Origin of the sequence: Streptomyces olivaceoviridis (genome assembly GCF_014650115.1) — a bacterium.
Classification (GTDB): domain Bacteria; phylum Actinomycetota; class Actinomycetes; order Streptomycetales; family Streptomycetaceae; genus Streptomyces; species Streptomyces olivaceoviridis.
Map to the genome: position 1 here is coordinate 30,162 of NZ_BMUI01000036.1, position 25,716 is coordinate 55,877.

Here is a 25,716-nt window from a genome sequence, read left to right on the forward strand (position 1 = left end):
CCTCTCGTCTTGTACGGGATGGGTGGCCCGAGGCAGGCGTCGGTTACCAGGCCGTTGTGCGTCTGCCTCGGGGCGTATCTACAGCACGTAGCTGCTGGTGCTGATCCAGCTGAACGGGTTGGACCACGGCCCGGCCTTCGCCGCCCGCCAGTCCAGCTCCCAGCCGTCGCGGATCCCGCTCGCTCCCCAGCCGCCGTCCTGGCGGCCGGGATTGGCGAGTCCGGCCTTCCGCGCGGCGAGCGCCGCGTCGTAGACCTGGTGGGCGCGGGCCAGGGCCTCGCTGGGTGAGGTGGCCTGACCGGTGAAGACGTGCAGCCCGTGCAGCTGCTGGTCGGTGCGGTGTATCGGGACGTCTACCTCGTAGAACTCCGGCTTCGGCATGACGCCCATCTCCTTCCTGCGCTGGTCGTGGCGGAACACCGCGACCGCCCCGGCCTCGATGGCCGGGGCGGCACGGAGGAACGCCGCGTCCCGCGGGGGAAGGTCAGCCGGCCGTGGCGCGCGCCAGAATGTCGGCGTGGTCGAACGCGAGGTCAGGGAGCGCGGTCAGCGGCCACCAGCGGGCGGCGGTGGCGTCGTCCCCTGCCGTCGGCGCGACCAGGGCGGGCAGGGTTGCTGTGTAGGCGACGCTGACGTACCGGCCGCGCGGGTCACGGCCGGGGGCGTCGAAGGCGCCCACCTGTCGCAGGTCGTCGGCCGGAACGGTGATGCCGGTCTCCTCCTCCAGCTCGCGCATGGAGGCGTCCAGGCTGGTCTCCCCCTTGTCCACGTGCCCGCCGGGCAGCGCCCAGTAGCCCTCGAACGGGTCCCAGCCCCGCTCGATCAGCAGGACATGCCCGGCGGCGAGCAGGACGACGTCGGCGGTGTAGCGGATCGTCTCGTCAGCGGTGTCGGTGCTCATCTGGTGCCTCCTGCTCAGGCCGGGACGGGGGCGGGGGTGTCGAGTCCGGCACCGAGCAGCAGGGCGCGGATCGACTGCTCGTACTCGCCGGTGCGGATCCGGTCGAACATGAGCTGACCGGCGACCAGGCAGCGGGCCCGCAGCCGGATCGGGGCGACGGCGTGGGGTTCGGCGCCGGCGTCGGTGGCGGCCTGGGCGGCGGCGTCCCCGGCGAGCTGGATGGCCGTGGCGAGGCCGGCCGAGCGGCGGGAGTAGCGCGCCCGCCAGTGCGCCCAGTCGGTCAGCGCGCGGGTGTCGGCCACCCGCTCTTCCCACTTGGCGTAGGTGCGGCGGGTGTCCTCGGGGTCGGCGGCCCACTCGGTGGCCCACTGCCGGGCGAGGTCGGGCAGCTGGGCGAGGACGGCCAGGACCTGCTCGCCGCGGTGCCCGAACGCCTGCCACGCCCGGGTCTCCTCCACGACGCGGATCTGGTGGGACATCAGCCAGTACGGGGCGAAGTCGTCGCCCCAGTTGCCGGTCTCACCGAGGGGCTCGACGACGAACAGCCGGATCGGCCAGCCGTCCTCGATGCGCTCCAGGATCTCGCCGGGCCGGGTGTACATGTGGAAGTAGCCGAAGGGCTTGTCGGTGTACCACTTCTGGCCGGGGCTGGGGTGGTCGATGACCTGGCCGATGTGGTCGGCGAGGTTGACGGTCGGGACGGTCTCGCCGTGCTCGTGGGCGTAGCGGGCGAGGTGCTCGCAGGTGGGCGGGACGGTGCCGTCGGGCCGGGTCGCCATGTAGTGGACGACGGGCCGGGCGCTGCGTGCCATGGAGTCCTCCGTGGTCGGGAACGTGCTGGTGATGGGCGGGTTGGTCAGCGGCGGGGGTTCTTGTGGCCGCGCAGCTCGTCCACGCGGGTCGCGGTGTGCGCGAGGTCGCGGGCGAGGGTGGCGAGCCTTTCGGCGTCGTCGCCGACGGGCTGGGACCAGATGAGGCCGGCGGCGAAGTACGTGGCGTTCGCGGCCAGTTCCCTGGCCTGCTCGGCCAGGCGCTCGCGCTCGGTGTGCAGCGGGTCGGCGAGGGGGACGCGCTCGGGGAGAGGCAGTTCGATCAGCCGCTCCAGGATCACGGCCAGGGCGTCCGCGACGGCGGCGAGGTCGCCGTCGGCGAGCCAGCCGTCGATGCTGTCGTGGCCGGTCAGGTCGGGGGTGTATTTCGCGAACAGGCGGCGGTCGAAATCGCCCGAGGCGGCCCCGGCGGGGGACAGCTCGAAGATGATCCGGCCGTTCTTCCAGTCGGGGTAGCAGGTCAGGTCACGGTCGGCGGTCTCGCTGGTGAAGACGGCGGGCCACTCCGGCACGGTGGGCAGCGTCCAGTCGGTGCCGAGGACGTCGGCGACGATGGCGGTGAGGCGTGCGTTCGGGCTGTCGGTGAGGGTGCGGTGCAACGGGTCCTCCGTGCGTGTGGTGGGTGAGGGCGGGCTGTAGTCAGCGGTCCAGCAGCTCGTAGGGGAAGGGTTCGTGCTCGATGTGGACGCCGGCCCGGATCCAGTGCCAGTGGAAGGGGAAGCTGGTCAGTCCGAGCTCCTGGACGGCGATGGCCCGGTGGTGTCCGTCGGAGACGTAGATGTCGTGCCAGCGCTCGTTGACGCACAGGAGGATCGGTACTTCGAGGCCGTCTGCCTCGATCGACTCCTTGAGTTTGTCGACCTTCTGCCGGTCCTTGCCCTGGGCGAACTGGCGGCGGGCGTCGTCCCACTTTCGGAAGTCGGTCGGCATGATCTGCCGGTCGTTGAGCATCGACGTCCGCATGCGGCCGCGGTACCTCACGCCGGGCTCCTTCCTGTTCAGCTGGGGGCGGGCGCGGTCTGCTGGGCTTCGCGGTCGGCGGCGGCTTCGGCCTGGTGGTTCTGGCGGATCACCGTGCCGATGATTTTTTCGGTGGCCTTGGCGGCTTCGGCCTCCCAGGCGACCTCGATCCGGTACAGCGCGCGGGCCTTGTGCTTGGGCAGGACGTTGGCGCCCAGTTCGTGGCGGGTCAGGGCGATGCGGTGGTCCCAGGCGCCCTTGCGGCACAGCTGGTCGACCTCCACGAAGGCCCACACGAGCGTCGCGCCGATCTCGCGCTGGCGGCGGCGTAGCCGCGTGGCGTTGACCAGGACGCGCACCGTGTTGTTCGGGGCGATCACCGCGACCGAGTACAGGTCGTGCGGGCGGGAGGTCAGGGTGAGCGACTTGCGCTCCCATGCCTCCGGCTTCAGTCCGGCTGCCGCGCCCTGCGCCATCGTGGCGAGCATCGCGATCCGGTTGGTGGAGGTAACCACGACCTCCACGGCGGTCAGCGGGCGCCGGCCGAAGTGCTCTTTCACCAGGCGCTGCGCGGTGGGCACGGTCTCGGTGATGTCGGCGGTCAGGCGGTGAGAGGTGAGCAGGCCGTCGCGGATGACGGTGATCTGGGCGGGCTTCATACGGGGAGGGCCTTCCGGCTCGGGGAGAGATCTGATTGGCCACCGCACCGTCCCGGCCGCGAAAGGGCCGGGGCGGCACGGGCAGCCCGTCAGGCGGTGGCGTGCAGGCCGGTGAGGTCGTCGTCCAGGACGTCGTCCTGGTCGCGGTCGCTGCTGTCGGTGACCGGGGCGGCCGGGAGGCCCGCGGCGCGGGCGGCGAGCTGGTGGCGGATCTCCTGGACGTGGGCGATCGGCACCGGCTGGTCGCCGTCACCGGTCAGCAGCGTGAAGCGCGCCGCGCTGCGGCCGTACTCGTTCTTCTCGGTGCGGTAGTGCAGCCAGACGCCGGGGGCGAGGAAGAAGGACGCGGTGGCGTCCTCGTAGCCGCGCCACCGGTCCTCGTCCCGCAGGAAACCGTCGCCCTGGTCGAGCTCCCACGCGTCGGAGGCGGCGCGGGAGGCGGCGTCGCGTTCGGTGGCGGCGGCGACCTGCGCCAGGCCCTCCGACAGGGTGGCCGGGGCGGCCGGGGCGGTGCGCGTGCGCGTGGTGGTGGTCGGCTGGGCGGTGCTGCGGGCCTTGGTGAGCAGGCGGCGCAGCGGGTTCAGGAACAGCTCGGCCAGGGTGTTGATGGCGACGGCGGCCACGACCGCGACGCCGCCGGCGATGGCCAGGCGCCAGTCGCCGGACCAGGTGTCGGGCGAGTAGGTGTAACCCGCCCAGGCGCCGATGGCGCCGCCGATCACGACGGTGACCATGTCCAGGCCCTCGGTCGCGGCTTCGGCGACGGTGATGGTGGCGCGGCGAACAGCTCGGTTCATGATGGGGGAAGCTCCTTCTTCTGTCGGATGCGCTCTGGTGGGGGAAGGGGTGGCTCCGGGACGGCCGGGCCGCACGCCAGCGGCCGTCCCGGGCGTCTTAATTGCCGCTGCTCGCGTGGGCGGCGGCGGTGGAACGGACGGCGTCGGCGAGCAGCACGGTCATCTCGTGGCCGTGGTCGACGACGTCCTCCAAGCGCTCGATGACCTCACTGGGCAGGCCGCGGGTGCGCGCGCCGGTCAGGACGCCCTCGAGGTAGAGGACGTCGGCGAGGATCCGGCCGCGGGCGTCCAGGACGCCGGGCTGCACGGCCAGGGCGTCGGTGTTCTTCACGGTGGCGAGCGCGGCGTGGTCGGCGGCCTCGCGGTAGGCGGTCTCGGACTGCTCGGTGAGCAGCGCGTCGACCTCGGTGGTGGTGCCGTAGACGCGGCGCCAGCCGAAGCGCGCGGCGGCGGCGTCCATCAGGGAGCGGCGGGTGAGGGGCACGGTGACCTCCCGGGGAGGTTCCATCGCCTGGTCCGGGTGACCGGGCGGACACCGCACGGCCCCGGCCGCCGGGGAAGGGCGGCGGCCGGGAGCGCACGGAGAGCGCCGGTCAGTCCTCCGGGAGACGGCGTGCGTAGTAAGAGACGTAGTCGCTGTACTGGTCGCGCTCGATGCGCAGGACCTCCGGCTGGTCGACGGCCAGCTGCTGGAGGACGCCCACGATCCAGTCGTTGGTGCGCTGGAGGGTGAGGCGGATCAGGTCCAGGTCGGAAAGCCACAGCTGGACGTCTTCCTTGCGGCGGCGGGCGCCGCACACCCAGGTGTGCAGCTGCTCGCGGGCGGTGTCGTCGTCCGGGCGGGCGGGGAGGTCGCGGGGCAACGCCCGGCAGGTCGTGGCGTGCTCGTTGGCGACCTTCGCGGCGTCCGCGAGGCTGTAACGCGTGTTGTAGGTACGCCGCCCGTCCTGCGCGGAGGCGAAGTGGCAGCCGAGGCAGGCGACCGCGTAGTAGATGCCGGCCTTCCCGTCGTCGGCGGTGTAGACGAGGACGACTGCACTCGCCTGGTTGTAGTACCGCTGGACGACGGTGACGCCTTCCGGCTTCCAGGTCTCGCCGATGTCGGGCCACCGCTCGGGGGCCAGCGGTTCGACGGGGGCGGGGCGGCGGGAAAAGAGGGTGAGGGCCACGGGCCTACTCCTTGTCGGTGTCGGTGCGGTGGGCGTACCGGGCGGTGATGGTGGCCGCCACGGCGATGAGGACCAGGGCGAGCGCGTACGGCCAGCTGCTCATCCGGCGACCGCGAGGACGGCGGCGACCAGGAGCAGGGCGAGGGCGGCGAGGATGATGTCGACCGCGCGGGCCAGGCGCTCGAACTTGGCGACGGCGATGATGGACAGCGACCTGACCCGGGTAAGGCGGGTGTCCTGCCGCATCGCGTTGAGCAGGTCGTCCTCGCTCAGCTGCGCCCAGCAGGGGAAGCCTTCACGGACGACGCGGCCGCGGCCTCCAAGGTTGGGGCGCACGACCAGGAGCAGCAGGACGGCAGAGGCCGCGAGGGCAAGGACGGCGGTGCCGCCGGCGAACTGCGCGGGCAGCGGCAGGTTCTTGTCGGCGACGCTGGCGAGTCCGGCGAGGACCGCGCCGTTGAAGGCCAGGAGCAGCGACGCCTTGCTGTCGGTGCGGCTGATCTTCGATTCGACGTCGTGACAGGCGTCGTCCAGGTTCTTGCCCGGGTCGCACGCGGCCAGGGGTGCGGTGTCCGGGCTGGTGCCGAGAGGCATGGTCGGTTCCCTTCCGGCCGGGCTGTCCGGCTCCCCACCGCCCTGCCCGTGCCGGTGGTGGCGCGGGCAGGGGGAGGCAGTCGGCAGACCGGTGCATCAGCCGACCCAGCGACCGTCCTTGATGACCTGCTTGCCGTCCTTGAGGGTCAGGTTCGTGATGAAGGCCGACAGGGTGGTGCCGTCCAGTTCGCGGAGGGTGTAGTCCGTGGCCCACACGTCCTCACCGCCCCGCTTGCCCATGAGATAGACCCGGGTCTCGTAGGCGGGCTCCAAGGCGGCCGCCGCCGCTTGAGCCCGGGACTCGGTCGGCAGGACGATCGCGCCGCAGCGGTCGTTGAGGCCGATCAGGAACAGGTCACGCAGCTCGAAGCCGCGCACATCCAGCACGCTCAGGATCGGCTCGGTCGAGCCGTGGGTGTGCACGTTGTTCGGATGGGACTTCACCCAGCGGCTTCCACCGAACTTGCTCATGTCGATAGCCATCAGCAGCTCCTGCTGTCGAGTCGTGGTCCGGGCTGTCCGGCTCCCCGTCACCACCCGGCCCGCGTACGGCGGGGCGGGTGGATCAGGCAGCCGCCAGACCGTCAGCGGGCGGGGGGGTGGTTGTGGTTGTGCAGGTGGATCAGCGGACGCAGGGACAGGCCGCGCAGCGTGAAGAGGGAGCCAATGGTCCAGGCGAGGACGGCCAGCGCGGTGGCGACGGGGCGGCCGGCGGCGGGGGAGGCGTCGAACACCATCGCCGCCGTGCAGATGCCGTGGGCAGTCCACGTCAGACGTGCGCCGAAGGCACCGGTGACCCAGGCCAGGACGAGGCTGACGGCGCCGACGCCCAGCCAGATGACGAACGCGCTGGAGGCCGACAGCGGAAGACCGGCGGTGTGCGCGGCCAGGTAGGCGTGGACGGGGTCGGCGATGGTGGCGATCCACTGGGTGGCCCACGCCCAGTCCTGGTGCTGGTACCAGTCGATCAGGCGGGGCACGCCGACGGACAGGACGAGGATGACGGCGAGGACGCCGCCGACGGCCATCATGGCGAGGGCGCCGGGCGGGATGTCGTCGCGGGTACGGATCGGGGCCGGCCGGGGCGGCGCAGTCCAGGGCACGCGGGGCGGCTGGCGCTCGCTGTCGGCGATCGTGTGCAGCGGCGGGATGGTCGGCTTGGGCTCGCGGGGATCGGTGGGTTCAATCACCGGGGAGTCTCCTTCGCGGTGGTCGGCAGATGGGCGCAGATTCGGTGGCCGGGCTGTCCGGCTCCCCGTCACCACCCGTCCCGGCAGCGGCCGGGACGGGTGGATCAGGCAGCCGCCAGACCGCCCTCGCAGTTCTGCGCGGGCGCGGTGGGACGGGGGTTGAGGTAGGAGTGCGGGTCGGCGGGCGTGCCGTCGTAGCACTCAAGGCAGGAGCCGAGCGTCTTGAGCGGGAGGCAGTGGAAGTACCTCCGGCGGCACAAGGGGCACCGCTGCCGCGCCTCCATCGCCTTGTCGAGCGCGATCTCCTTGGCGAGGGTCATCGGCCGGATCGGCAGGGCCCGGTCGATCTCGTAGAGCCAGGCCCGGCGCTTGCCACCCCGGCACTCGATCGCTGCGACCGGGGCCTGGCCGCCGGGGCGTAAACGCATCTCGCGCAGCTGCCTGCGGGTTGCCAGGCCCTTGGGGGCCTGGCGCCAGCGGTAGACCGGGAAGTCATCGGTTCCGTACAGGTCGATGTCCTGGACGGCCGGCTTCTCCGCGGTGGCCGGGTCAGCGGCGGCGGCCACGGTTGTGTCCACGGCCGGTGTGGACCTGGACCCGGGCGCGGCCGCGGGCCTGGACGTGGACGTTGGTGCCACCGCGGCCGGAGCCGGTGCTGAACATCTTCAGCAGGACGAAGCCGCCCAGGCCCGCCAGCGCGATGAGGCCGAGGGTGACGAGCGCTTGGACGAGCGCGACCAGGGCGCCGATCAGGAAGTAGAGGCCGATGCCGCCGACGCCCAGGATGAACGCGACCAGGGCGGCCTTGACCAGGAGCGGGGAGACGAGGGGCTGCGGGGCCGGGGCGGGCGGCGGGGTGTAGTAGGCGACGGACTGCCCGGCCGGGCCGGGAACGACGACCACGCCGTCGACGCCGGCGGTCGGCGGGTAGACGACGGTGCCCTGGGGGAGCGGGACGACGTGCTGTCCGTACGCGGGGGCGGGCGGCTGCGCGTACTGGGGCGGCAGCGGTGCCGGGTAGTAGATGGGCTGGGTCTGCTCGCCGTTCGACGGCATGATGGTGTCCTCCTCATCCGTGGGGAGCCCGGGTCGTGACCGCTGGCGTGTGATCGCCCGGGGAGGCTCCGGCCTCTTCAGGGGTCCCGGGGTGGCTTCAACACCTCGGGGCCCTTGGAGCTGTCGGAACGTCTTGGACAGCAGCGAGGCCCGAACCGTGTGCGGTACGGGCCTCGCGGTATGGCGGGTGAAGGGTTACTCAGGTGCGAGCGGCGACTTGAGGATCTCGTAGTGGCCGAACTGGGCGTCTTCGCGGATGATCCCGACCTCATGCATACGGTCGCGCTCGCGGTAGAACCAGCGCTTCTGGTCGGTCAGGGCGACGCGTTCGACGATCGTGCTGACGTCCTTGGGGGTGAACAGCCGCTTGCCCTGCCGTACCCACCGGTCGAGCTGTGTGTCGAGGGCGGCTCGGGCGTCGTCCGGGGTGAGCGGGTCGGCTGGCGCAGTGCCTGCCGGGTCAGTACCGGCTTCCTCCTCTCCGGGCTGGGTGAAGAGGTCGTCAGTGCCCGCCAGGAGCAGCGCGCGCATCTGGGCAGCGTTCAGGGTGAGCTTGACGAAACCGGTGGAGCCGTCGTGGCCGTCTACGAAGGCGGTCAGTACGACGTCTCCGTTCTCCTCTCGCGCGGCGTGCATGTTGCTGACGTGGCCGAGGACTTCATGATCGGGCAGACCGTGCACCGTGCCTCCTTGTCTTTGTGCTGATTGTGCGGCGCGGGCCGGTGGGGCCGAGCTGGCTTCAACAACTCGGCCGCAGGATCAGTCGGTCAGCTCGTGCCAGCGGGCGGTCATCACCTCGCTCTGAATCAGGATCGTGGGCGGGTGGCCGGGACCGGGCTTGGGCAGCAGCTCGATCGGCTCATCCCGCTGTTCGGTGAAGTCGAAGGTGATCTCCACGGCGGCTTCCTCCTCTTCTCCGGTCATGACAGGTCGTTACGCGGTCTCGTCCAGGACGAGGTCGCCGTTGGCGATCTCCTCGTTGAGGAGGTCGGCGATCTCCTGGAGCGTCTCGGTTTTTCCGGTGAGGCCGGCGGCCTTGAGCGAGCGGCGCGAGACCTTGCCGGACCCGGCGCGGATGATGCCGCGGGCGAGTTCCCGGGCTTCGGCGAGCTTGGCGTCGTCGATGTCCGGTCGGGCGGGCGGCGCCTGGTGCTCGCGGGCGCGCGGGTTGGTCCCCTGAGCGAGGCCCGCCTCGGGGTGGCGGCCCTCAGCGAGGGGGCCGTAGAACAGCGGGCGCTGGGGGCCAGGGCCGTGTGCGGAGGCCGCCGGGGTGGAGGTGGTCCCCGTGCGGGGCTCGTGGTCCTCACCGGTGGTCCCCTGCGAGGTGGTGTGGTCCCCGTCCGTTGTCGCGTCGGTGGGGACCTTGACGGTGATGGTCCCCGGCGTGTGGGTGCGGGCGGCAGCGGTCCCTGCCGGGCGGGGGCCGGTCTCTTCGCTGGTGGCGGGGGTGATCGGGGTGGTGGTCCCCGCCGGGGCGGGGACCGGGTGCTGCACCGCCGGGGCCAGTGCGGGGGCCATGGCCCCCGGGGCGGGAGCCAGTTCGGGGGCCATCGGTGCTGCGAGGGATGTGGGGAGGGCCGGGTGGTCCCCGCCGGGGGCGGGGATGGTCCCCTCGGTGGTCCCCGTAAGTTCGAGTGCGAGGTCCAGCATGCCGCCGCGCAGGGGCCACAGCTTCTCTGCGGGGGCCTTGCGACGCCAGCCCCGTCCGTACTCGGCCTTGAGGTCCCCGATCTTCTGGCGGCGGTGCTTCTCCAGGATCAGTCCGGTGCGGTAGGAGCGAACCTCCCACAGGACCATGCGGCGCCAGATGCCGAAGGTGCCGGGCGGGTCCAGGAACCAGCGGCTGAGCCGGATGCCGTCCATGCGGCGCTGGCTGGTCAGTCCGGTGCGGCGCCGGATGGCGTGGCGGACACCCTCCATGAAGGCAATGAACAGCAGCGGCATCGCTGCGTGCATGCCCTGCCCAGTGATGCGATCCGGCCACGGCAAATCGGGATCTACTGCCGCCATGTTGAACCAGATCGTTGCGCTAGTGAAGGCCCATGCGAGCCATCGCAAAGGCGGGAGCGGCATGTCGAGCTGCTCCAGGACCAGGTCGACGGTGAGCAGGGCGAGAATGCCCAGGTCAACGCCGATGGGGACGATCCAGGAGTGGCCTCCGAAGCCGCGGGCGCGGGCCACGTCTTCGACGGCGGCGAAGGAGCCGTATCCGCCGAGCCCGGCGAGGCCGGCGAAGAAGACTCCAGCGATGGCGATGACCCATTTCTGGGCCTTGGTGAAGGGCGGCGGCGCCTTGGGGCGGTCTGCCATGTCGATTACCTTCCGTAGTGTTCGCGCAGTGTTCGGCGAGGGGTGTTCGCGAACTGTTCGCGGGCGACAAACCATCACTTTCTGGACTGTGCGCGGGAGAACACCCCAGAGTTTCTAAGGGAGGGACGGGTTGCGAACTGTTCGCAGATCACGAACAGTTCGCATCCACCTTTCGCCACTGTCAGTTACTGTCGGAGAGAGGGGAGCGCATCAGGTCGTAGCGCCCGTAGCCCTCGTCGGAGTCGTCCTTGGAGATGACGCCGTCGTCCAGAAGCTGCTTACGCAGCCGGTTCCACCAGGAGCGCTGACCCTCCAGGTCGACCCTCATCCAGAGGTCGTTGAGCTCCTTCGGCTCGAAGCTCGCCTTGCCTTCGCGAAGCCACTTGTCGAGCCGAGCAAAGATGGCCGACTTGCACTCCTCCGGGCTCATGCGGTCGCCTTCTTCGACCAGGCTGGGCAGCGAGAAGACCGGGGTGTCCTCGGCCGGGGGCTCGATCTCGTCCTCGATGCGCAGGTGGTCGTACTGACCGGGCTCGGGGTCCTCGTCCAGCACGTTCTTGAGCATCTCGTTGAGCTCCTCGACCTCGGCCGCCATCGTCTCCTCGTCCACGTCGTCCATCTCCTCGTCCGGCGGTCCGGAGTAGGCCGGCGACGCCTCGACGGCCGGGGAGGCCGGCGGGGCGGCGGGGGACGGGGACGGGGCCGCCTGCTGCACGGTGTTGTCCTCTCCCTCCTCCTTGGGCAGCAGGGGGGCGTCGTACGTGGTGCGGTTGACGTACAGGTCGCCGAACGCCTCGGCGGTGATCGTGTCCAGCGGGGTGCGGATCGCGGCCCCGGCGGTGACGGCGTCGGCCTGGTCGCGCTTGCTGGCCAGTTCGGTGCGGGCGGTGACGTGCCACCGCTCCTCCGGGATGCCCAGGCCGGCCGCGTAGTGGTAGCCCGGCTTGCGGTTGCCCCACTGCGGCCAGGCGCCGGCGTCGATCGCCTCGTCGGGGAGGCAGTACTGGGCGTCGGCGCCGTCACGGAGACCGAAGCACAGCCCCGCGGGCGAGTTGGCCCGGGAGTCGGTGTCCATGTTGTTGTGCGTGGCGCGCTGGATGGAGGTCAGGATCCAGATGCCGGCCGCGCGGGCCGTGCGCAGGATCTTCTGGTAGTGCTCGTTGTCGGCGGCGAAGTCCGCGGCCTCCTCACCGATCACGACGAGGAAGTTCAGGCCGCAGCCCGGCTCCCACTTGCTCAGGCCCTTGGCGGCCAGGAAGTCGGTGCGCTTCTCGATCGCGGTCGGCAGGATCTTGAAGAACCGCCGGGCGGCGTCCTTCTTGTCGATCGGCCACTCGATGCCGTGCCGCACGTGCCCGAAGTCCTGCTGGAACTTCGAGCAGTCGATCACGATCACGCTGACCTCGGTGCGGGTGCAGCACTCGGTGATGATCAGCTGGTTGCCCTGGGTCTTGCCCGCGCCGTTCACGCCCATCGCGATGGCGTGCTCGACGTTGCCGTTCGACAGCGGTCCAGGATCGCGCAGCTGCCCGGTGAGGTTGAGGAGCAGGTCCTCGCCGTCCTCGTAGCGGCCGGTGCGGATCGGGACGTCGCCGATGGACGCGCCGAACGCGGACGGACCGCGCCAGGGGAAGCCCTCCTTGAGGAGGTCGGCGACCTGAACGCGCATGGTGATCAGGGAGGAGTCGTCATCGTCCACGGTGTGGGTGATGCGGCCCTTGCCCAGCTTCAGCGCGGAGGCCATCGCGGGGATGCGCCGGGCGAGCTCGTCAGCCGTCGCGCCGTCCTTGCCCTCCACCGTGGCGATCACGGTGCCCTTGCCGTTGGACTTCGCTTCCTTCAGCTCGTGCTTGGCCAGGCCGATCTCGGCCTCCAGCTTCTCCCACCGGGAGGCGCCCTTCTCGGACCCCTTCTTGTGGAAGCTGGACCAGAGGTTGTTGGCCAGGGCCAGGCCGACGCCGCCGATCGCCCAGGTGCTGGCGGTGGCGGCGGTGTCGAGGCCGGTGATGGTGCCGAGCGTCGCGGCCGCGGTGACCGCGACCGAGTTGACCTGGTGCAGCCGGACGGTGTCCTTGTCCCGCTTGGCCTTGCTGTCCAGGTGCCCCAGGAACTTGCACAGCGCGGCGCCGGTGCCCGCGATGCCCAGAGTGGCCAGGGCGAGTGCGGCGGGGTTCCCGGAGACCGCGACGTGGGCGCCTTCCACCAGGACGGGCCCGAGGGCGGTGATCGCCCAGGGCCCGCCGTAGCGCAGCCGCCGCGCCCGGTCCTGCTGCTGCTCTTCCTCGGTACGGGTGTCGATGCTCTTGGCCTTGGAGATGCGGCGTGCCATCACGCGGCCCTTCCTGCTTCACCGGGCTTGCCGGCGCTGTCCGACGGCTTGTCGCCGATGGAGAACCCGGGCTTCGACTTGCCCTTGCCCTTGCGGGCCTCGGCCTCGGCCTCCTGCTCGGGCTTGATGAAGTGCTTGACGAAGGAGGCGTACATCTTCACGCCCGACAGGCCGAACACCTTCGCGGCGGTCGAGCCGGCCTTGAGGTGGCCGCCGACCAGCTTGGCGCGGATCTTGCTCTGGGCGCCGAACGTCCACCACTTGCCCTTGTACTGGCTGAGGATCTCGGTGACCATGTCGGCGTCCATCCCGATGCGCATGTACAGCTCGAAGCCGATCTGGCGCAGGATGCGGGCGTACTTGTAGAGGTCGCGGTCGGTGCGGAACTCGATGGCGTCCAGCTGCTTGACGAGCTGCGCCAGGTTCGTGCCGATCGCCTCGTCACCGTCGCTCATGAAGCGGTCCTTTCTGATGGGGCGGGAGGGGGTTGTGCGGGCGGGGGCTCTGTCACCTCCCCGCGGTCCCGGCCGGGCGGGACCGGGGCCACAGGCAGGCGGCAGGTTCACCGGCTGCTGCTGGCCGCCTGGTCGTCACCGGCGTTCTGCACCGCCGTGGCGATGCCGGATCCGATGCCGTTGATCGCCCCGGCGAGCGGGGACGTGGCGAGGGCGTAGCCGCACAGCAGGGCGGCGACGAGGACGCCCGCGCGGATCTCGGCGCGCCAGCACAGCCAGATGCCGCCGCCGGCGAGCAGGGCGAGGGGGATGGTGACCATGAAGTCCTCCTGATGAGGGGCAGGGGCGTTGGGATGTGCTCCTCAGCCATCGCGGGGAGGGCCGAACAGAGCGGAGGGGAGCGGGTCTTCCTTCGCTCTCCACCGCCCCCGGACCGCGCGGGGCGGGCCGGAGACGACTGGGCAACGCAGGAAGCGGTGCGGGTTGGTCAGGTGGCGCGGGTCCGGGCGCGGGCAGTGCGGCGCCTGAACGCCCGCCGCTCGTTCTCGGACAGCCCGCCCCACACGCCGTCGCGCTGCCCGGACTCCAACGCCCAGGAAAGACAGGCGAGTTGGCTCAGGCATCGACGGCAGACGGCCTTGGCTTCCTCGATCTGAAGCAGAGCCGGGCCGGTGTTACCGATGGGGAAGAACAGCTCGGGGTCCTCTTCGCGGCACGACGCCTGGTGACGCCAGTCCACGGCGGTCACTTCCCGGCGCGGGCGCGGCGCAGGGCCTCGTCCATGTCCGGGTCGGAGTCGGTGGTGCCGATCGGGCGTGCGATGCTGACGGGCATCAGGGCCTCCAGTCAGGTCCTGGACAGCCCCCGGGGGTCCGGTCCCTGGGGGCTGTCGCGGTTGGCAGAGCGGGTGGCCACCGCGCTCTCCACCGCGCGCCGAAAGCCGCGAGGGCCGGCGGCGCGCGTCTGGGCAGCGCGGGGAGTCAGGCGGCCGCGGCAAGCGAGATGGTGCCGGTCGGCCGATGCGGGGCGACGACGCTTCCGTCCGGCAGCAGCTCGCCGGTGTCGTCGAAGACCAGGACGCCGTTGCACAGCAGGCTCCAGCCCTGCTCCGGGTGGTGCGCCACGACGATGGCGGCCTCCCGATCCGCGCTGTCCGCGGTCGGACACGTCGGCGTATGCGTGCACAAGGAGCTCGTCATGTGACCCTCCAATGGGATGTAGGGGATGCGAGGCGGGTCCGCCGCGCTCTCCACCGCGCGCCGACAACCGCGAAGGCCGGCGGCGCGCGTCTGGGCAGCGCGGGGCTGCAAGACAGCCCCGGGGGTCTCAAGTCGCCGGGGCTGTCGTGTTTTCAGGCTGGTCGTACGAGCAACCACGGCCGCCCCCACCAGGGAGACACGGTGGAGGCGGCCGTGGGTGATCGTCCGTGTTCAGGCGGTGCGGGCCAGCTGTTGCCGGGCGATGCTGGTCATCCGAGCGGCGAGCTTGTGACCGGCGTCGCACAGGGCACCGTTCTTGCACGGCGTGCAGGAGGCACGGTGCTCGCGGAAGGCGGTGCGGAGCTGGCCGTAGATCGGGACAGCCGGGGCGGAAGCGATCTCGGCGGTGCGGCGGATCCGCTGTCGCAGCTCGATGACCCGCACGCAGCGGCCGGCGCGGCAGCGGGGGCAGTCGCTCTGCAGGTGCTCGGCGAGCTGCTCGCGCAGCGGGCGGGTGGCGGCGGGCATCTGGACCGGCGCGGGCGCGGCCTGGGGGCGGGGCTTGCGGATCGGGCGGGCGGTGCGGCGGCCGGCGGCCGTGGTCTCGGCCTCGAGTAGGCGCTCGGCCCACTCTTCCGGGGTGATGTCGATGACGATGCGCTGTGCGCTGCCATCACAGCGGCGGCCGCCGGAGGGCTTGTCGCCGAAGTAGCGGCGGTCGGCTTTCTCGACGGGGGTGCCGTCGCGGTGGGGCAGGATCATCGACCTCTTGAGACGGTGCCAGGTGTCGCAGTCGGGGCAGACCGCAAGGCGCGGTTCGTTCTCGCGGAGGCTGAGGTGCTCGGGCCGCATCTGGCTGGCCTTGAGGGGGGCACGGCCGTTGTGACGCATGTCTGTCGTCTCCCTTGCTGTTGCGTTCTCGGCCCGCCGCAGGCCGTCCCCGTGAAGGCGGGCGGTCTGTGACGGACAGGCAGCGCAACGGCTGCGGGTGGCGCAACTGGCTGCGCTCTCGGGGGACCGCGTCATACTCGTCACCCCGGCCGGCGTGTAAGCACGGACAGCCAGACTTATGAAGGTGTGTAGGGGTGCTGGACCGTGGGTCCGGCTCCCTCATCCGGCGCCGCCTCGGGGCGGTTCCGGGTGGGGGAGCCGGGTCCGAAGACCCGGCGGCCGTGGCTTCAGGCTGCGGCCAAGAGAGGCGCTGCGGTGACCGGCGACGTGCGCAGCTGCGCGGCGTAGGGGAGGAGCACGTCGACCAGGCGCTCACGAACTCGGGCGGTGATCGTGGGGTCGTCGGCGAGGATGTCGCGGGCCGCGTCGACACGGGCCTGGATCTCGGCCCCGTGGCTGAGCGACAGCTCGTAGCTCTGGTTCGGGGTGGCCACGATGGCGGCGGCGTAGGCGCGCATCTCGCGCCGGGTGCCGGCGGGCTCGTACATCTCCAGCGGAGTACCGAACACGACGTCCAGGTCGACCCCACCGAACTCGGGGATCTCAACGTCCAGCTCGTCGAGCAGCGCGAGCGTCTCGGTGTCGAAGTGCTCGGTGGCGATGCTGGCGGCGGGGCGGGAGGTGACGTTCATGGAGTGGTGCTCCTCTCGGATGTGCTGAGCTCGGGAGGCGTCCCGATGGCGAGTGGGCAGGGCGAAGCAGCACCTCTTCGGCACCCCGCCCTAACCTCGGTACCGAGGTCTGCGACACCTTCAGTACACAGATCCTCGGTACCGATGTCAAGAAGTACGGTAACGATGTACTCTTCGCGGGCGGTTCCCCACGCGATCAGAGCGCCCCGACGGACCCTTCGGTAGCCAACGGCCGTAAGATCGGTAACGAGGTAGGGAGACGCATGCCAGGTGAGACAGAGACCAGCGCGCAGCGCACGAAAACCCAGCAGATCGCTGACGACCTGAAGGCAGCGATCGAGCGCGGAGATTATGAGCCGGGCGACCGGCTCCCGGGGGAGAACACCCTTGCGTCGCAGTACGGCGTCGCCACTCTCACGGCCCGCAGGGCCTTGAGGATCCTTCGGACAGAAGGTCTCGTGGAGACGAAGAAGGGGGCTGGAGCGCGGGTCATCTCTTTCCGCCCTATTCGCCGACACGGTATCCAGCGCTTGGCGCGAGAGCAGTGGGGCGCTGGCAAGTCCATCTGGAGCGCCGACGATGATCGCCGGGCAACAATCGACGTCCGCATTGACATCGTCGCGGCACCCGCGCACATCGCTCGCATGCTTGACCTCGGAGAGGGCGAACTTGTTTGCGCCAGGTCGCGCCGTTTCGCCCTTGAGGATCGCCACGTCATGCTGGCGACGTCGTACCTGCCGCACGCGCTGGTCGAGGGTTCGGCGATCATGGACGTAGACGCAGGCGAGGGCGGCACGTACGCCCGTCTCGCTGAACTCGGACATGCGCCCGTGCACTTCCGCGAAGAGGTCCGCAGTCGACTGCCCACGGCAGAGGAGGCAGCTGGACTGGAAATGCCAGCGGAGCGCCCTGTCATCAAACTCTGTCGCACCGCTTTCGATCAGGACGGCCGCGTAGTAGAGGTAAACGAGATGACCCTCGACTCCGCGGCGTACGTCCTGGAGTACGAGTTCGATGCATGACCCGGCATGGCCACCGCCAAGTGACGACGTGCTGCGAACTCGTGGTTCGTGTTGGGGCTGACTCATGGCACTCACCGATCCCGCCGGCTGGAAGTCGTGAGCAGTGCCTTGAGGATCAGGCCGGTGGCGCTGGTGCCGGCCACGGTGGTGACGATGTCCCGGATCACCACGAGCAGCACCGAGACAACCAATCCGGCGGTCAGGATGACTGCGATGCGTATGGCCACAGCACCGCTGGGGCGCCCTCGCGGCCGTGGCCCGGCGGAGGATGTCCCACAAGGGCACGCGTGGGTGTGGGTTGCGTGGGTGGTGTAGTCGATCTGCCGTCCGTGCGCGTCGAACACAGCGCCCCCTTCGTGGAATTCGATTACGCGAACTTGTCGATCTCCAAGGTCTGTTGGGGGAGCATGACCACACGAGGTCCCCCAGCGGCCCGGCTCGGGACCTGGACCGGACATGAACCGGACCAGAGGGGGACCAGGCCCTGTGCGCTGCTGATTTGTCGTGGTCGCGGCATGACACTGAGTCCGCAGAGCACGATTTCGTGACTCGGGAGGAGCCGTGGCCGGAAACGCCCAGCAGGGAGATCCGCGCACCACGTTGGAGTTCTTGCTGCGGGAGCAGCCGAAGACGTACGACGAAGTCGCTCGCGACTTCGCTCGTCTCGCTGAGGAGTTAGGGGAGGACGTCACCCTCAGCACCCGACATCTTCGGCGACTTGCGAGCGGCGAGCGCACCAACACCACCCCGGTCATGCGTCGCGTTCTGCAGGCCATGTTCGGCAGGCCGCTGGAGGATCTGCTGGCTCCGTGGGACGGAGTCCTTCCTGCTGCGACTGCTGGATCCAATGGACTGGTCGTTGCTACCGGCCGGCCCACCGCGGACAAGGAGCTGATTGAGATGGCAGCGCGGCGCGCGAAGAGCTTTGCCCTCACAGCAGGCCAGACCGACCTCACTACCGACGTGCTGGAGCAGGTGTACGAGGACGTGCAGCGCCTGGCGACCGACTACCCGCAGAAGCCGCTCACCGAGTTGCTTCCTGACCTGTTCACCACCCAAGACACCCTCTTCACGCTGCTGGAACAGCAGCGCCGACCAAGCCAGGCCCGGCAGCTTTACTTTCTGGCTGGTGTGACCGGCGGATTGCTCGCGAAGGCCTCGCACGACCTCGCCGACCCGTACGCGGCGCTCACCCAGGCACGGACGGCGTTCGTCTGCGCCGACAACGCGGACCACAACGGGCTTCGTGCGTGGATCCGCGGCATCCAGTCGCTGGTCTCATACTGGGCTGGCCGCACGCGCGAGTCCGTCAAGTACGCCCAGTCCGGGGCCGAGTTTGCGGGTAACAGCACCGCCAGCGTGTGGCTCCCCGTGAGCGAAGCCCGCGCCTGGGCTGCTCTCGGAAACGCCAACGCGACTCGGGCCGCCATCGAACGTGCCGAGGCCGCATGGGATTCCGTGCAGGAGGACGAGGTCGACGAACTGGGCGGTCTCTGCACATTCGGCCGAACCCGTCAGATCTACTACGCGGCCGAGGCCCTCTCCTGGTTGCCGTCCCAGACCACGTCCGCGGCTGACTACGCGGCACGGGCCGTCGACGCCTATGAGGACACCAGCTCTCCCGAGTGGGCGTTCGGAGATCAGGCCGGCTCGCGCAGTGCCCTGGCTATCACGCGGATCCGGGCGGGTGAGCTGGAAGGCGCCGCTGAGGCGGTCGCGCCCATGCTTGATCTGGCTCCTGAGCAGCGGATTAACGGCATCATTCACTGCGCACAGCGGGTCCACCGGGCGCTGGGTGAGTCGCCGCTGGCCGAAGCCGGCGGGGAGCTCCAGGAGCAGATCGAGGCCTTCACCCGCACACCGCTCAAGTCTCTCCCCAGCTAGGAGTTCACCGTTGACGTACCCGATCCGCATCGTCGGCAGCCAAGTCGTCCTGCGCGAGTTCACCCCCGAGGACGTCGACGACGTCCTCGCGATTATCGGCGATGACAAGGTCACAACGTGGCTCAGCTTCGATAGCCGCGACCGTGCCCAGGCCGTCGCGATGATCGAGGGCACGATCGAACGCGCCCAGCACAAATCCCGGACCGAGTTCTACCTCGGGGTGACCAAGCGCGATGACGACCGCGTGATCGGATTCGCTCGGATTGGGCTCAGTGGCGTCCAGGCCGGGAAGCTGGGCTACGCGATCGTCGCGAACGAATGGGGCCGCGGCTACGCCACAGACGCGGCCCGCACTATGGCCACGTATGCGGTTAAAGAGCTCGGGCTGCACAGGATCACAGCCGCGATCGGGCCAGACAACGCCGCCTCGATCGCCGTCGTACAGCAACTCGGTTTCACCCGCGAGGGCGTATTGCGTGACCACGTCTTCACCAATGGCGCATGGCGCGACAGCGTGCTGTTCTCCGTTCTCGCCCATGAGTGGAGCTGGTGATGGCGACGCAATTTGTGCACTGCGCTGGCATGACCAAGCTGAAGGAACGCAGTCCAGGGTGGCGGCGTCCCCCAAGTGGCGTTCGCATCGTGTATCTTTCGGGGAACCATCGATCTTGAAAGGCTGCGCTGTGACCGACCCGGACCGCTTCAAGCGGGTCGACGCCCTAGTGGACGACGTCCTGCCGCCGCCAGCTGTGCGCGCGAAACTGCGCCTCGCGGCTGGCCTCACGCAGCAGGAGGTCGCGGAAGCCGTGGGTGTGAAGCGCCTTGCCGTAGCCCGTTGGGAGCTGGGGCAGACTCACCCCCGACGTCCACACCGCGCTGTCTACATGCACCTGCTCAAACGGCTCGCCGAGCGGTATCCCGAAGCCGCGAAGCCGGATGAAGGCATGCCGACGCCGGTCTCCGAAGGGGGATCGGGATGACCTAGTGGCCATCGGCCGCGCGCGCCAAGAAGCGGACTTACCACCCGCTGGCCTCGCGCGGCCCGTCTACCGACCGGACTAACCACCCGCGTCGGCCGCTCAGGTCCCGGTTACCGCCGGTCCTGAGCTGCGGCTCGTCGAGCCGCTCTACCCAAATCGGCCCCTTACCAGGGCCACTGCACAACCCAGCCGCTTACCACGGCCACCACAGCCGAGGCAGCACCAGCTGCGCTCACCGAACCGGCCCCGGTGCCAATGCCGTTCGCGGGCCCCCACCACAGGGGCTTCGCGATTCGGCACCGCCGAGAAGAGAGGAGAAATCTCCCCCCGCCCGATCGGTGTACGCCCGCTTCTCACGAAGGGGGCGTACCCAACCCATCCGTACATCTGGTTCGGCCGAGCCCGAGGGCTCTGGTCCGTCCAGCTATATGGAGAGCAGGTCTTTCTCATAGTGCCTGAGAGTGGTGTCCCCTGTCAGCTTGACCCTGTCCGTTTCACCCCGGTTCGGCCGTCGCGATCTTCACGTGTGACGGGATTGGCGCACGGTTCACCCGCCTTTGCGTGGTTCGTACCGGAAGTTGATTTTCCGGTAGGAAGCTACAAGCGCGGTGCTTTCGGAGCGGTCCCGCCGGGCTCGGTCGCGGAGCCGGCCGCCCGGCTCGTCCACCCGCTCCCCGGGTTCATCAACAACTCCGTCGACGGCGGTGTCCGCGAGGGGGCCGTCCCGTGTGGCGGAACGGGTTCCAAGATTTCTGCCCGCGGTGCGGGAGCGTGGGGGGTGATCCGGGCTGGGCGGGCTCTGTCCACAGGCCGCCCGGTGCAGGGTCGGCGGATAGATCACGAAGCACGCGTTCTGCCTGCTGGGGGAGGTGTCCGCTTTGGCGTGTACACCAGCCCGATGGCGACACAGACGACGTTGGGATGTTCGGCACTTGCGGTGTCCACCGCTCCTGTCGGGGCGGTGGGCCGATGAGCGCCGTGGCGGCACCAGCCGCTGTGGACGCGACCGCGCCGGTTCGGCGGCAGCGGGTGCGGGTGCCGATGCGCCTGGTGTCGTCGGCGGCGTACGCCGATGTCGCGCTGTCGGTGTACGTGAAGGTGAAGGCGCTCGGGCTGCGGCCGGAGGGGTGTCAGGCGAAGTCGTCAACGATCGCCTCGTATCTGGGGCTGTCGACGGCGTCGGTGGAGCGGGGGATGACGCAGCTGCGCCGTCCGGGGCCGGACGGCGTGGTGGAGCTGGTCTCGGATCGTCGGACACTGCCGGGTGGCACGGGTACGTCGGCGCTGCGGACGGTGCGGGCGATGACTCGCACGGAGGCGTTCGTGTGGCTGCCGGTGGCGGCCGCGGAGGACCTCACGCCCCGGCAGCTGCGCGCGTTCGCGTTGATCGCCTACGCGCAGGCTCGGGGTATCGCACTGACGGAGGCGGAGCTGGCGGCCGGCCTGCTCCACCACTCGGGCAAGAAGGCGGGTCAGCCGATCTCGGTGACGGCGGCGTCGGCGGTCGTGGACGCGGTGGAGGCAGCGCGCTGGGTGACGGTGCAGCGGCGTGCGGGGGCGCAGGGGCGTCACCGGTACATCGCGCACGACATCGCTCCCGAGGCCCGTACGGACGGTGGCTGCGCGGCGGTCGCTGAGGTTGCTGAGGCGGCTGTGACCAGCGGTTCTGAGGAGTCGGCTAGTTCCGAAGTTGGTGAGGGATCGGGTTCGCCGGTTGGTGAGGGATCCCTCGCGAATGAGGAATCACCTAAGACTGACTCACCGGATGACGAACGCGCGTTCCTCTCATCCGCCGTAGGCGAGGTACCGGTAGTTGAGGGCGCTGGGGCTGTGGAAAACCCGGCTGACACTGCTGCGCGTACGCAGGCCGGCGGTGGTCTCGCGCTTCGCGCGGGTGGAAACAGCCAGCCCTCCCCCTCGAAGCCGGAAACGGAAAAGCGCAGCAGCAGGGGCGGGGGGTCTGCGCGGTCGTCGTACGACGGACCGCAGTTGGCCATGAGCCCGCAAATCTACGCCGTGCTGGAGCCGGTGCACCAGCTGCTGGAGCGGGTGACCAGCGACTTCGTCGCCCGGCAGATCGCTCGTGAGGTGGGCCGCCAGCTGCGCGGGGGCACCGACGCCGAACGCCTGCAACACCGGCTTACCGCCCGGTTCGCCAAGGTGATGCTCTCGGAGATCCGAGACCCGGGCCGGTGGCTGCTGGGTGTGGCCCTGCCGCGCTGGGGCTGCGGCTACCAGGACTGCGAGGCCGGCGTGCTGTGGTCGACCGGCAAGGACTGCGAAGTGTGTGCCGAGATCGTCCAGGACAAGGCCGCGGCCCGGCGCCGTGCCCAGCGCATCGAGCAGGGCCTGTGCCCCGAGCACGGCACCCGTCCCGGCCCGGGCGGCCGCTGCGTCGACTGCGTGCTGGACGACGCAGCCCGTAACCCGGCCCCAGTCCCGGTCCCGGTGCAGTGCGAGGTGGAGGGTCCGCCGCGTGGTTCCTGCGGTGACTGCGGTGCCCGGATCGTCGTGATCGGCCGCGCCCTCGAGGACGGCCTGTGCAAGCTCTGCCGGGAGGAGGCCGCTGTGCTGGGCGCCGCCGTCGTGCCCGCGCAGACCGCCCCGGCGGGGCAGGAGACCTGTTCCGGTCGGGACGGAGATGTGCCGTGCGGGCGGAAACCCCTGCCATCGCGCAGCGTCTGCGGGATCCACCGCGTCCAGGAGCTGGCTGGGGAGGTCGCCTGATGACCGAGAACCCGCAGCTCAGTGCCGTCGACCTGGCCCGCGTCGCACTGCGCGCCGCCAAGGTGGCGGCGCAGAAGAACGGCGCCGGCCGCACGGCGCAGCCCAAGCCGCGCACGACCCGGGTGACCCGGCGCGACGGGCGCGAGCCGATGGGGCTCGGTGCCGCGATCGGCGCGCTGGTCACCGAGCAGGCATGGGAGCTCCCGGCCGCCGGCGCGACGCTGCGCGAGCGGTGGGAAGCCATCGCCCCCGAGCTCGCCAGACACGTCGCCGCGGTCGGATACGACGCCGACTCTGGCCGGCTCACCGTCTGCCCGGAGTCGTCAGCCTGGGCAACGAAGGCCCGCCTGGAGCAGACCCGGATCATCGCGGCCGCCAACGAGTCGGCCGGCCGCACGGTCGTCCGCGCCCTGCGGATCCTCGCGCCCGGCACGGTCCTGGTGTCCGGCCCGGCCGGCGCCGACTTGCAGCCCGTCGGGGTGTCTGCCGGGCCGGTGCGCACCCGGGAGACCGCCTCGCCTGGCTACCACCGGGCGCTCGCCGCGCACCGGGAGGCGGCCCGGCCCTCCCGTGTGGACCCGGCCATCGCGGAGGCGGTGGAACGGCAGACCAGGGCGATGCGGGAGCTGTCCCGGCGCGCGTTCCCCGAGCCCGACGTCGTCCCGGATGACGAGCCGGCCCCGATCGAGCAGGTTCGCCTTCAGCGTCGCCGCCAGGCCGCGGTGACCGAGGCCGCCGCGCTGCCCCACAAGAACGCGCCTGAGTCGTTGGGTAGAACGGCATGACCAGCAGAACGGAGACGGACGTACGGGACCGGCGGCCCTCTGGCTGGTGAACGCCCGTGGTGACACGATGAGTTGGCACGATCGGCGAGACGCGACGGGAGCATTTGTGCAGGCTGACAGGCGGCGGATCCAGACGGCGGTGCTGAGTACTGCGGAGTCGGAGGAGCCACTGATGCTGCCGATGGAGGCCATCGAGTTGGACGTGTTCCGCCACCGCTACGAGGGCGAGACCTTCTGGTGCGGGACTTTGCTCGGTGGCTGCGGTGGTCAGTTGACCACGAAGTTGTACACGGACCGTGCCTGTCATTTCGCCCATCACCCGGATCCGGACGGACTGCCGCACGCGTGCGGGCGCCGCGCCCGCGGCGTGAACAGCGCGGATCACCTGTACGTGCGGTCGGCGGCCGCGGCCTGGCTCGCCGGCCACGGCGAGCAGGCGAGCTTCGAGTACAGCGGCTCGGCCGGGGCGCCGCTCGGCTCCGTCGTCGACATCCGCTGGCCGCGCGGCGCGCTGCGGGTGCACCTGGACCAGGCGGTGGCGCCGGTGTGGGACGACGGCCTGGAGCCGGTGCTCGGCCTGGGCGTCCCGGTCGACCGGGACACGCTGATCCGGCGTTGGTACGTGCACCGGATCCGCCTGGACAGCGAGGGCACGAGCAGGCGGGTGCGGATCGGTACCGAGGCCTTCGCGCGGCCCACCGAGTGGTTCGCCTTGGAGGAGTGCGAGGTGACGGAGCGCGGGCTGTCGACGCCGGCGGTCCAGCGGATCATCCAGGCCCGCAGCGCGGCGGCGCCCGTGAAGTGGACGCCGGGGCAGAACACGGACACGGCACAGGACACCCGGGCGCGGGAGCTGCTGCGCAAGCTGCTCTACGCCCGCCGGACCAGGTCCATCGCCCTGGCGGATTCGGTGTGCCGCGAGATACCGGAACTCGCCGACGTGAGCCCGCGGCTGCAGGAGCAGCTGGATGCCGCCCTGCGCTCCGGCCTCCTCTGGATCGCAAAGGAAACCGAGGCCCGCAGGGAGCTGTTCGCTCGCCTGGAACAGGCGGTGGCTGAGAAGCGGGCCGGGAAGGTCAAGAGGCTGTTGCGGCATGCTAAGACCGCCGCCAAAGACGCCTGTTCCGATGAGGAGAGCCGCGTGATCGACGCGGCTGACGGCTGCCTCACCGCCATCGCGGCGGCCAGGAGCAAGCGCCTGAACACCCTCCTCGACGACCTTGACCAACTTCCCCCCGACCCGGACCCGGACGTACTGCGGATCAAGGTCCGTGAGCTGCTTCGGGCAGCGAGCGAGGCCGGCAGTATCGGGCCGCATCGTCAGGCAAAGGTCGAGGCCTGGAAGGAGCGGGTACGTCACACCGCAGGCCCTCTCCAGCCCGGACGAGAGAAGCGGCTTCCGCAGCTCCATCGGCAAGTTACCCGGAAGAGGTGGCTGGAGAGGCGCTGCCCGCGCTGCGGGGCGAACAGCGGCCAGCAATGCGCCGTCGAGACCATGCCCGGTGAGATGCGGCGGGTGCCGCACGACGAACGGCTGAAGCCGATCATCGACGAACGCAGGGAACAGCAAAGGTTGCGGCGGCCGTGGCGGGTGTACGAGGTGACCTGCCCCGACTGCGGCCAGGAACCCGAGCAGCGGTGCACCACGTTGGGCGGCCCGCACCGCTCACGGGTCGAACTGGCCAAGGAATACACCCGATTGAAGAAGGCTCACTCGTAGCCAAGCCGGATGCCGAGTGCGCTCTGCCCGCCGGATCCCACCAGGCGCGGCGGGACATCCTCAACCGTCACATCGAGGGCCGCGGCCGCCGACGCCGGTAGACGGCTCGCCGTCAGGCCGCGGGCGGCTGGCTGGAGGGCGTGGCCTTATCGGCGGGCTGGTCCAGCTGCTGCTGGCGGCGCCGCTGCTCGTTGCGGTGCTGTTCGACGCGCTGGGTGAACACCTTCAGCGCCTCGCCCTCGTGGCCGTTCCCGTACTCGCTGTACGGGCCGATGCCGAGCCGGACGGCGTTGGCCTCCTCCTCGATGGCGTCGGCGGTCCCGCAGACGGCTCCGCTGGGCAGGACCGCGTGTGGAGAGGAGCGCTCGAGGCGTCACCGAGGCGACCGCCCGGCGTGATCGGAGGCCGCTGTCGTGAAGTCGTCGCCGAGCCGCCGCGCGCACGGGAGACTGCGCGGGCAGGGCAGGCCGCCCGTATGAGGATGGGAGGGCGTCACTTGGTTCGGTGGTGCCGTCAGCCGACTGCTGCCCATCAACGCCTCCTCCCAGGACGGTCTCCGCAGAGAC

Annotated in this window: 32 protein-coding genes; 7 read left to right on the forward strand and 25 right to left on the reverse strand. The window is 70.5% G+C overall.

Annotation, left to right across the window (positions count from 1 at the left end; translation table 11 throughout):
• Positions 1-78: 78 nt before the first annotated feature.
• The 24 genes from IE273_RS37990 to IE273_RS38105 form a co-directional block, all read right to left on the reverse strand.
• Positions 79-381 carry a hypothetical protein gene (locus IE273_RS37990; RefSeq protein ID WP_189819689.1) on the reverse strand — a complete coding sequence of 101 codons (303 nt, stop codon included), beginning with the start codon at positions 379-381 and terminating at the stop codon, positions 79-81.
• 103 nt (positions 382-484) lie between these two features.
• Entirely contained in the window at positions 485-901 is a 417-nt protein-coding gene (locus IE273_RS37995) for an NUDIX domain-containing protein (protein ID WP_189819690.1), read from the reverse strand.
• A gap of 14 nt (positions 902-915) precedes the next feature.
• A complete protein-coding gene (locus IE273_RS38000; protein ID WP_189819691.1) occupies positions 916-1,713 on the reverse strand; it encodes a hypothetical protein in 798 nt (265 codons plus the stop codon).
• 44 nt (positions 1,714-1,757) lie between these two features.
• Positions 1,758-2,330 (reverse strand): hypothetical protein, encoded by a 573-nt coding sequence (locus IE273_RS38005; RefSeq protein WP_189819692.1) that lies wholly within the window; start codon positions 2,328-2,330, stop codon positions 1,758-1,760.
• A 40-nt stretch (positions 2,331-2,370) separates the two neighbouring features.
• Complete coding sequence (locus tag IE273_RS38010; RefSeq protein WP_189819693.1) at positions 2,371-2,712, reverse strand: ParB/RepB/Spo0J family partition protein; 342 nt, start codon at positions 2,710-2,712, stop codon at positions 2,371-2,373.
• A gap of 17 nt (positions 2,713-2,729) precedes the next feature.
• Positions 2,730-3,350, reverse strand: coding sequence for a hypothetical protein (locus IE273_RS38015; RefSeq protein WP_189819694.1), 621 nt, complete (start codon positions 3,348-3,350; stop codon positions 2,730-2,732).
• An 89-nt stretch (positions 3,351-3,439) separates the two neighbouring features.
• The gene (locus tag IE273_RS38020) at positions 3,440-4,147 is read right to left on the reverse strand and encodes a hypothetical protein (RefSeq protein ID WP_189819695.1); all 708 of its coding nucleotides are present in this window, start codon (positions 4,145-4,147) and stop codon (positions 3,440-3,442) included.
• A gap of 97 nt (positions 4,148-4,244) precedes the next feature.
• Entirely contained in the window at positions 4,245-4,655 is a 411-nt protein-coding gene (locus tag IE273_RS38025) for a hypothetical protein (protein ID WP_229887957.1), read from the reverse strand.
• Positions 4,656-4,740: 85 nt separating this feature from the next.
• Entirely contained in the window at positions 4,741-5,316 is a 576-nt protein-coding gene (locus tag IE273_RS38030) for a hypothetical protein (protein WP_189819696.1), read from the reverse strand.
• 99 nt (positions 5,317-5,415) lie between these two features.
• A complete protein-coding gene (locus IE273_RS38035) occupies positions 5,416-5,910 on the reverse strand; it encodes a Pycsar system effector family protein (RefSeq protein ID WP_189819697.1) in 495 nt (164 codons plus the stop codon).
• A 96-nt stretch (positions 5,911-6,006) separates the two neighbouring features.
• A complete protein-coding gene (locus IE273_RS38040) occupies positions 6,007-6,393 on the reverse strand; it encodes a hypothetical protein (RefSeq protein ID WP_189819698.1) in 387 nt (128 codons plus the stop codon).
• A 101-nt stretch (positions 6,394-6,494) separates the two neighbouring features.
• Positions 6,495-7,100, reverse strand: a complete 606-nt coding sequence (locus tag IE273_RS38045) for a hypothetical protein (RefSeq protein WP_189819699.1) — start codon at positions 7,098-7,100, stop codon at positions 6,495-6,497.
• A gap of 104 nt (positions 7,101-7,204) precedes the next feature.
• Positions 7,205-7,666, reverse strand: coding sequence for an RRQRL motif-containing zinc-binding protein (locus tag IE273_RS38050; protein ID WP_308437081.1), 462 nt, complete (start codon positions 7,664-7,666; stop codon positions 7,205-7,207).
• Positions 7,650-8,156: a hypothetical protein gene (locus tag IE273_RS38055; RefSeq protein WP_189819700.1), complete on the reverse strand. Its 507-nt coding sequence runs from the start codon at positions 8,154-8,156 to the stop codon at positions 7,650-7,652. Before IE273_RS38055 ends, IE273_RS38050 begins: the two co-directional genes overlap by 17 nt.
• A gap of 195 nt (positions 8,157-8,351) precedes the next feature.
• Positions 8,352-8,837: a hypothetical protein gene (locus IE273_RS38060; RefSeq protein WP_189819701.1), complete on the reverse strand. Its 486-nt coding sequence runs from the start codon at positions 8,835-8,837 to the stop codon at positions 8,352-8,354.
• Positions 8,838-8,915: 78 nt separating this feature from the next.
• Positions 8,916-9,080: a hypothetical protein gene (locus IE273_RS38065; RefSeq protein WP_189819702.1), complete on the reverse strand. Its 165-nt coding sequence runs from the start codon at positions 9,078-9,080 to the stop codon at positions 8,916-8,918.
• A gap of 9 nt (positions 9,081-9,089) precedes the next feature.
• Positions 9,090-10,466 carry a DUF2637 domain-containing protein gene (locus tag IE273_RS44830; protein ID WP_189819703.1) on the reverse strand — a complete coding sequence of 459 codons (1,377 nt, stop codon included), beginning with the start codon at positions 10,464-10,466 and terminating at the stop codon, positions 9,090-9,092.
• Between the two features lie 181 nt (positions 10,467-10,647).
• Positions 10,648-12,795 carry an FtsK/SpoIIIE domain-containing protein gene (locus IE273_RS38075; RefSeq protein WP_189819704.1) on the reverse strand — a complete coding sequence of 716 codons (2,148 nt, stop codon included), beginning with the start codon at positions 12,793-12,795 and terminating at the stop codon, positions 10,648-10,650.
• Positions 12,795-13,250 (reverse strand): TraA-like protein, encoded by a 456-nt coding sequence (locus tag IE273_RS38080; protein ID WP_189819705.1) that lies wholly within the window; start codon positions 13,248-13,250, stop codon positions 12,795-12,797. The genes IE273_RS38075 and IE273_RS38080 overlap by 1 nt, the downstream gene beginning before the upstream one ends.
• A gap of 107 nt (positions 13,251-13,357) precedes the next feature.
• Positions 13,358-13,570: a hypothetical protein gene (locus tag IE273_RS38085; RefSeq protein WP_189819706.1), complete on the reverse strand. Its 213-nt coding sequence runs from the start codon at positions 13,568-13,570 to the stop codon at positions 13,358-13,360.
• Between the two features lie 167 nt (positions 13,571-13,737).
• On the reverse strand, positions 13,738-13,989 hold the full coding sequence (locus IE273_RS38090) for a WhiB family transcriptional regulator (RefSeq protein WP_189819724.1): 252 nt from the start codon (positions 13,987-13,989) through the stop codon (positions 13,738-13,740).
• Positions 13,990-14,230: 241 nt separating this feature from the next.
• Positions 14,231-14,437, reverse strand: a complete 207-nt coding sequence (locus tag IE273_RS38095) for a DUF5999 family protein (RefSeq protein WP_189819725.1) — start codon at positions 14,435-14,437, stop codon at positions 14,231-14,233.
• A 243-nt stretch (positions 14,438-14,680) separates the two neighbouring features.
• Positions 14,681-15,340, reverse strand: coding sequence for a hypothetical protein (locus IE273_RS38100; protein WP_189819707.1), 660 nt, complete (start codon positions 15,338-15,340; stop codon positions 14,681-14,683).
• Positions 15,341-15,627: 287 nt separating this feature from the next.
• On the reverse strand, positions 15,628-16,032 hold the full coding sequence (locus IE273_RS38105; RefSeq protein ID WP_189819708.1) for a hypothetical protein: 405 nt from the start codon (positions 16,030-16,032) through the stop codon (positions 15,628-15,630).
• Between the two features lie 263 nt (positions 16,033-16,295).
• Here IE273_RS38105 and IE273_RS38110 point away from each other — a divergent pair, with 263 nt between their 5' ends.
• Positions 16,296-17,054 (forward strand): GntR family transcriptional regulator, encoded by a 759-nt coding sequence (locus IE273_RS38110; protein WP_189819709.1) that lies wholly within the window; start codon positions 16,296-16,298, stop codon positions 17,052-17,054.
• Positions 17,055-17,125: 71 nt separating this feature from the next.
• Here the strand turns inward: IE273_RS38110 and IE273_RS38115 are convergent, their stop codons facing one another.
• Complete coding sequence (locus IE273_RS38115; protein WP_189819710.1) at positions 17,126-17,281, reverse strand: hypothetical protein; 156 nt, start codon at positions 17,279-17,281, stop codon at positions 17,126-17,128.
• Positions 17,282-17,615: 334 nt separating this feature from the next.
• On the opposite strand from IE273_RS38115, the gene IE273_RS38120 reads away from it, so the two are divergent.
• The 6 genes from IE273_RS38120 (at position 17,616) to IE273_RS38145 (ending at position 25,150) form a co-directional block, all read left to right on the forward strand.
• Positions 17,616-18,938, forward strand: coding sequence for an NsdA family TPR-like regulatory protein (locus IE273_RS38120; RefSeq protein ID WP_189819711.1), 1,323 nt, complete (start codon positions 17,616-17,618; stop codon positions 18,936-18,938).
• Positions 18,939-18,948: 10 nt separating this feature from the next.
• Entirely contained in the window at positions 18,949-19,491 is a 543-nt protein-coding gene (locus IE273_RS38125; RefSeq protein ID WP_229887959.1) for a GNAT family N-acetyltransferase, read from the forward strand.
• A 130-nt stretch (positions 19,492-19,621) separates the two neighbouring features.
• On the forward strand, positions 19,622-19,918 hold the full coding sequence (locus IE273_RS38130) for a helix-turn-helix domain-containing protein (protein WP_189819712.1): 297 nt from the start codon (positions 19,622-19,624) through the stop codon (positions 19,916-19,918).
• Positions 19,919-20,887: 969 nt separating this feature from the next.
• Positions 20,888-22,645 (forward strand): hypothetical protein, encoded by a 1,758-nt coding sequence (locus IE273_RS38135; protein WP_229887961.1) that lies wholly within the window; start codon positions 20,888-20,890, stop codon positions 22,643-22,645.
• Positions 22,645-23,430: a DciA family protein gene (locus IE273_RS38140; protein WP_189819713.1), complete on the forward strand. Its 786-nt coding sequence runs from the start codon at positions 22,645-22,647 to the stop codon at positions 23,428-23,430. The genes IE273_RS38135 and IE273_RS38140 overlap by 1 nt, the downstream gene beginning before the upstream one ends.
• A gap of 172 nt (positions 23,431-23,602) precedes the next feature.
• Complete coding sequence (locus IE273_RS38145; protein ID WP_229887963.1) at positions 23,603-25,150, forward strand: zinc finger domain-containing protein; 1,548 nt, start codon at positions 23,603-23,605, stop codon at positions 25,148-25,150.
• The last annotated feature ends 566 nt before the right edge of the window (positions 25,151-25,716 follow it).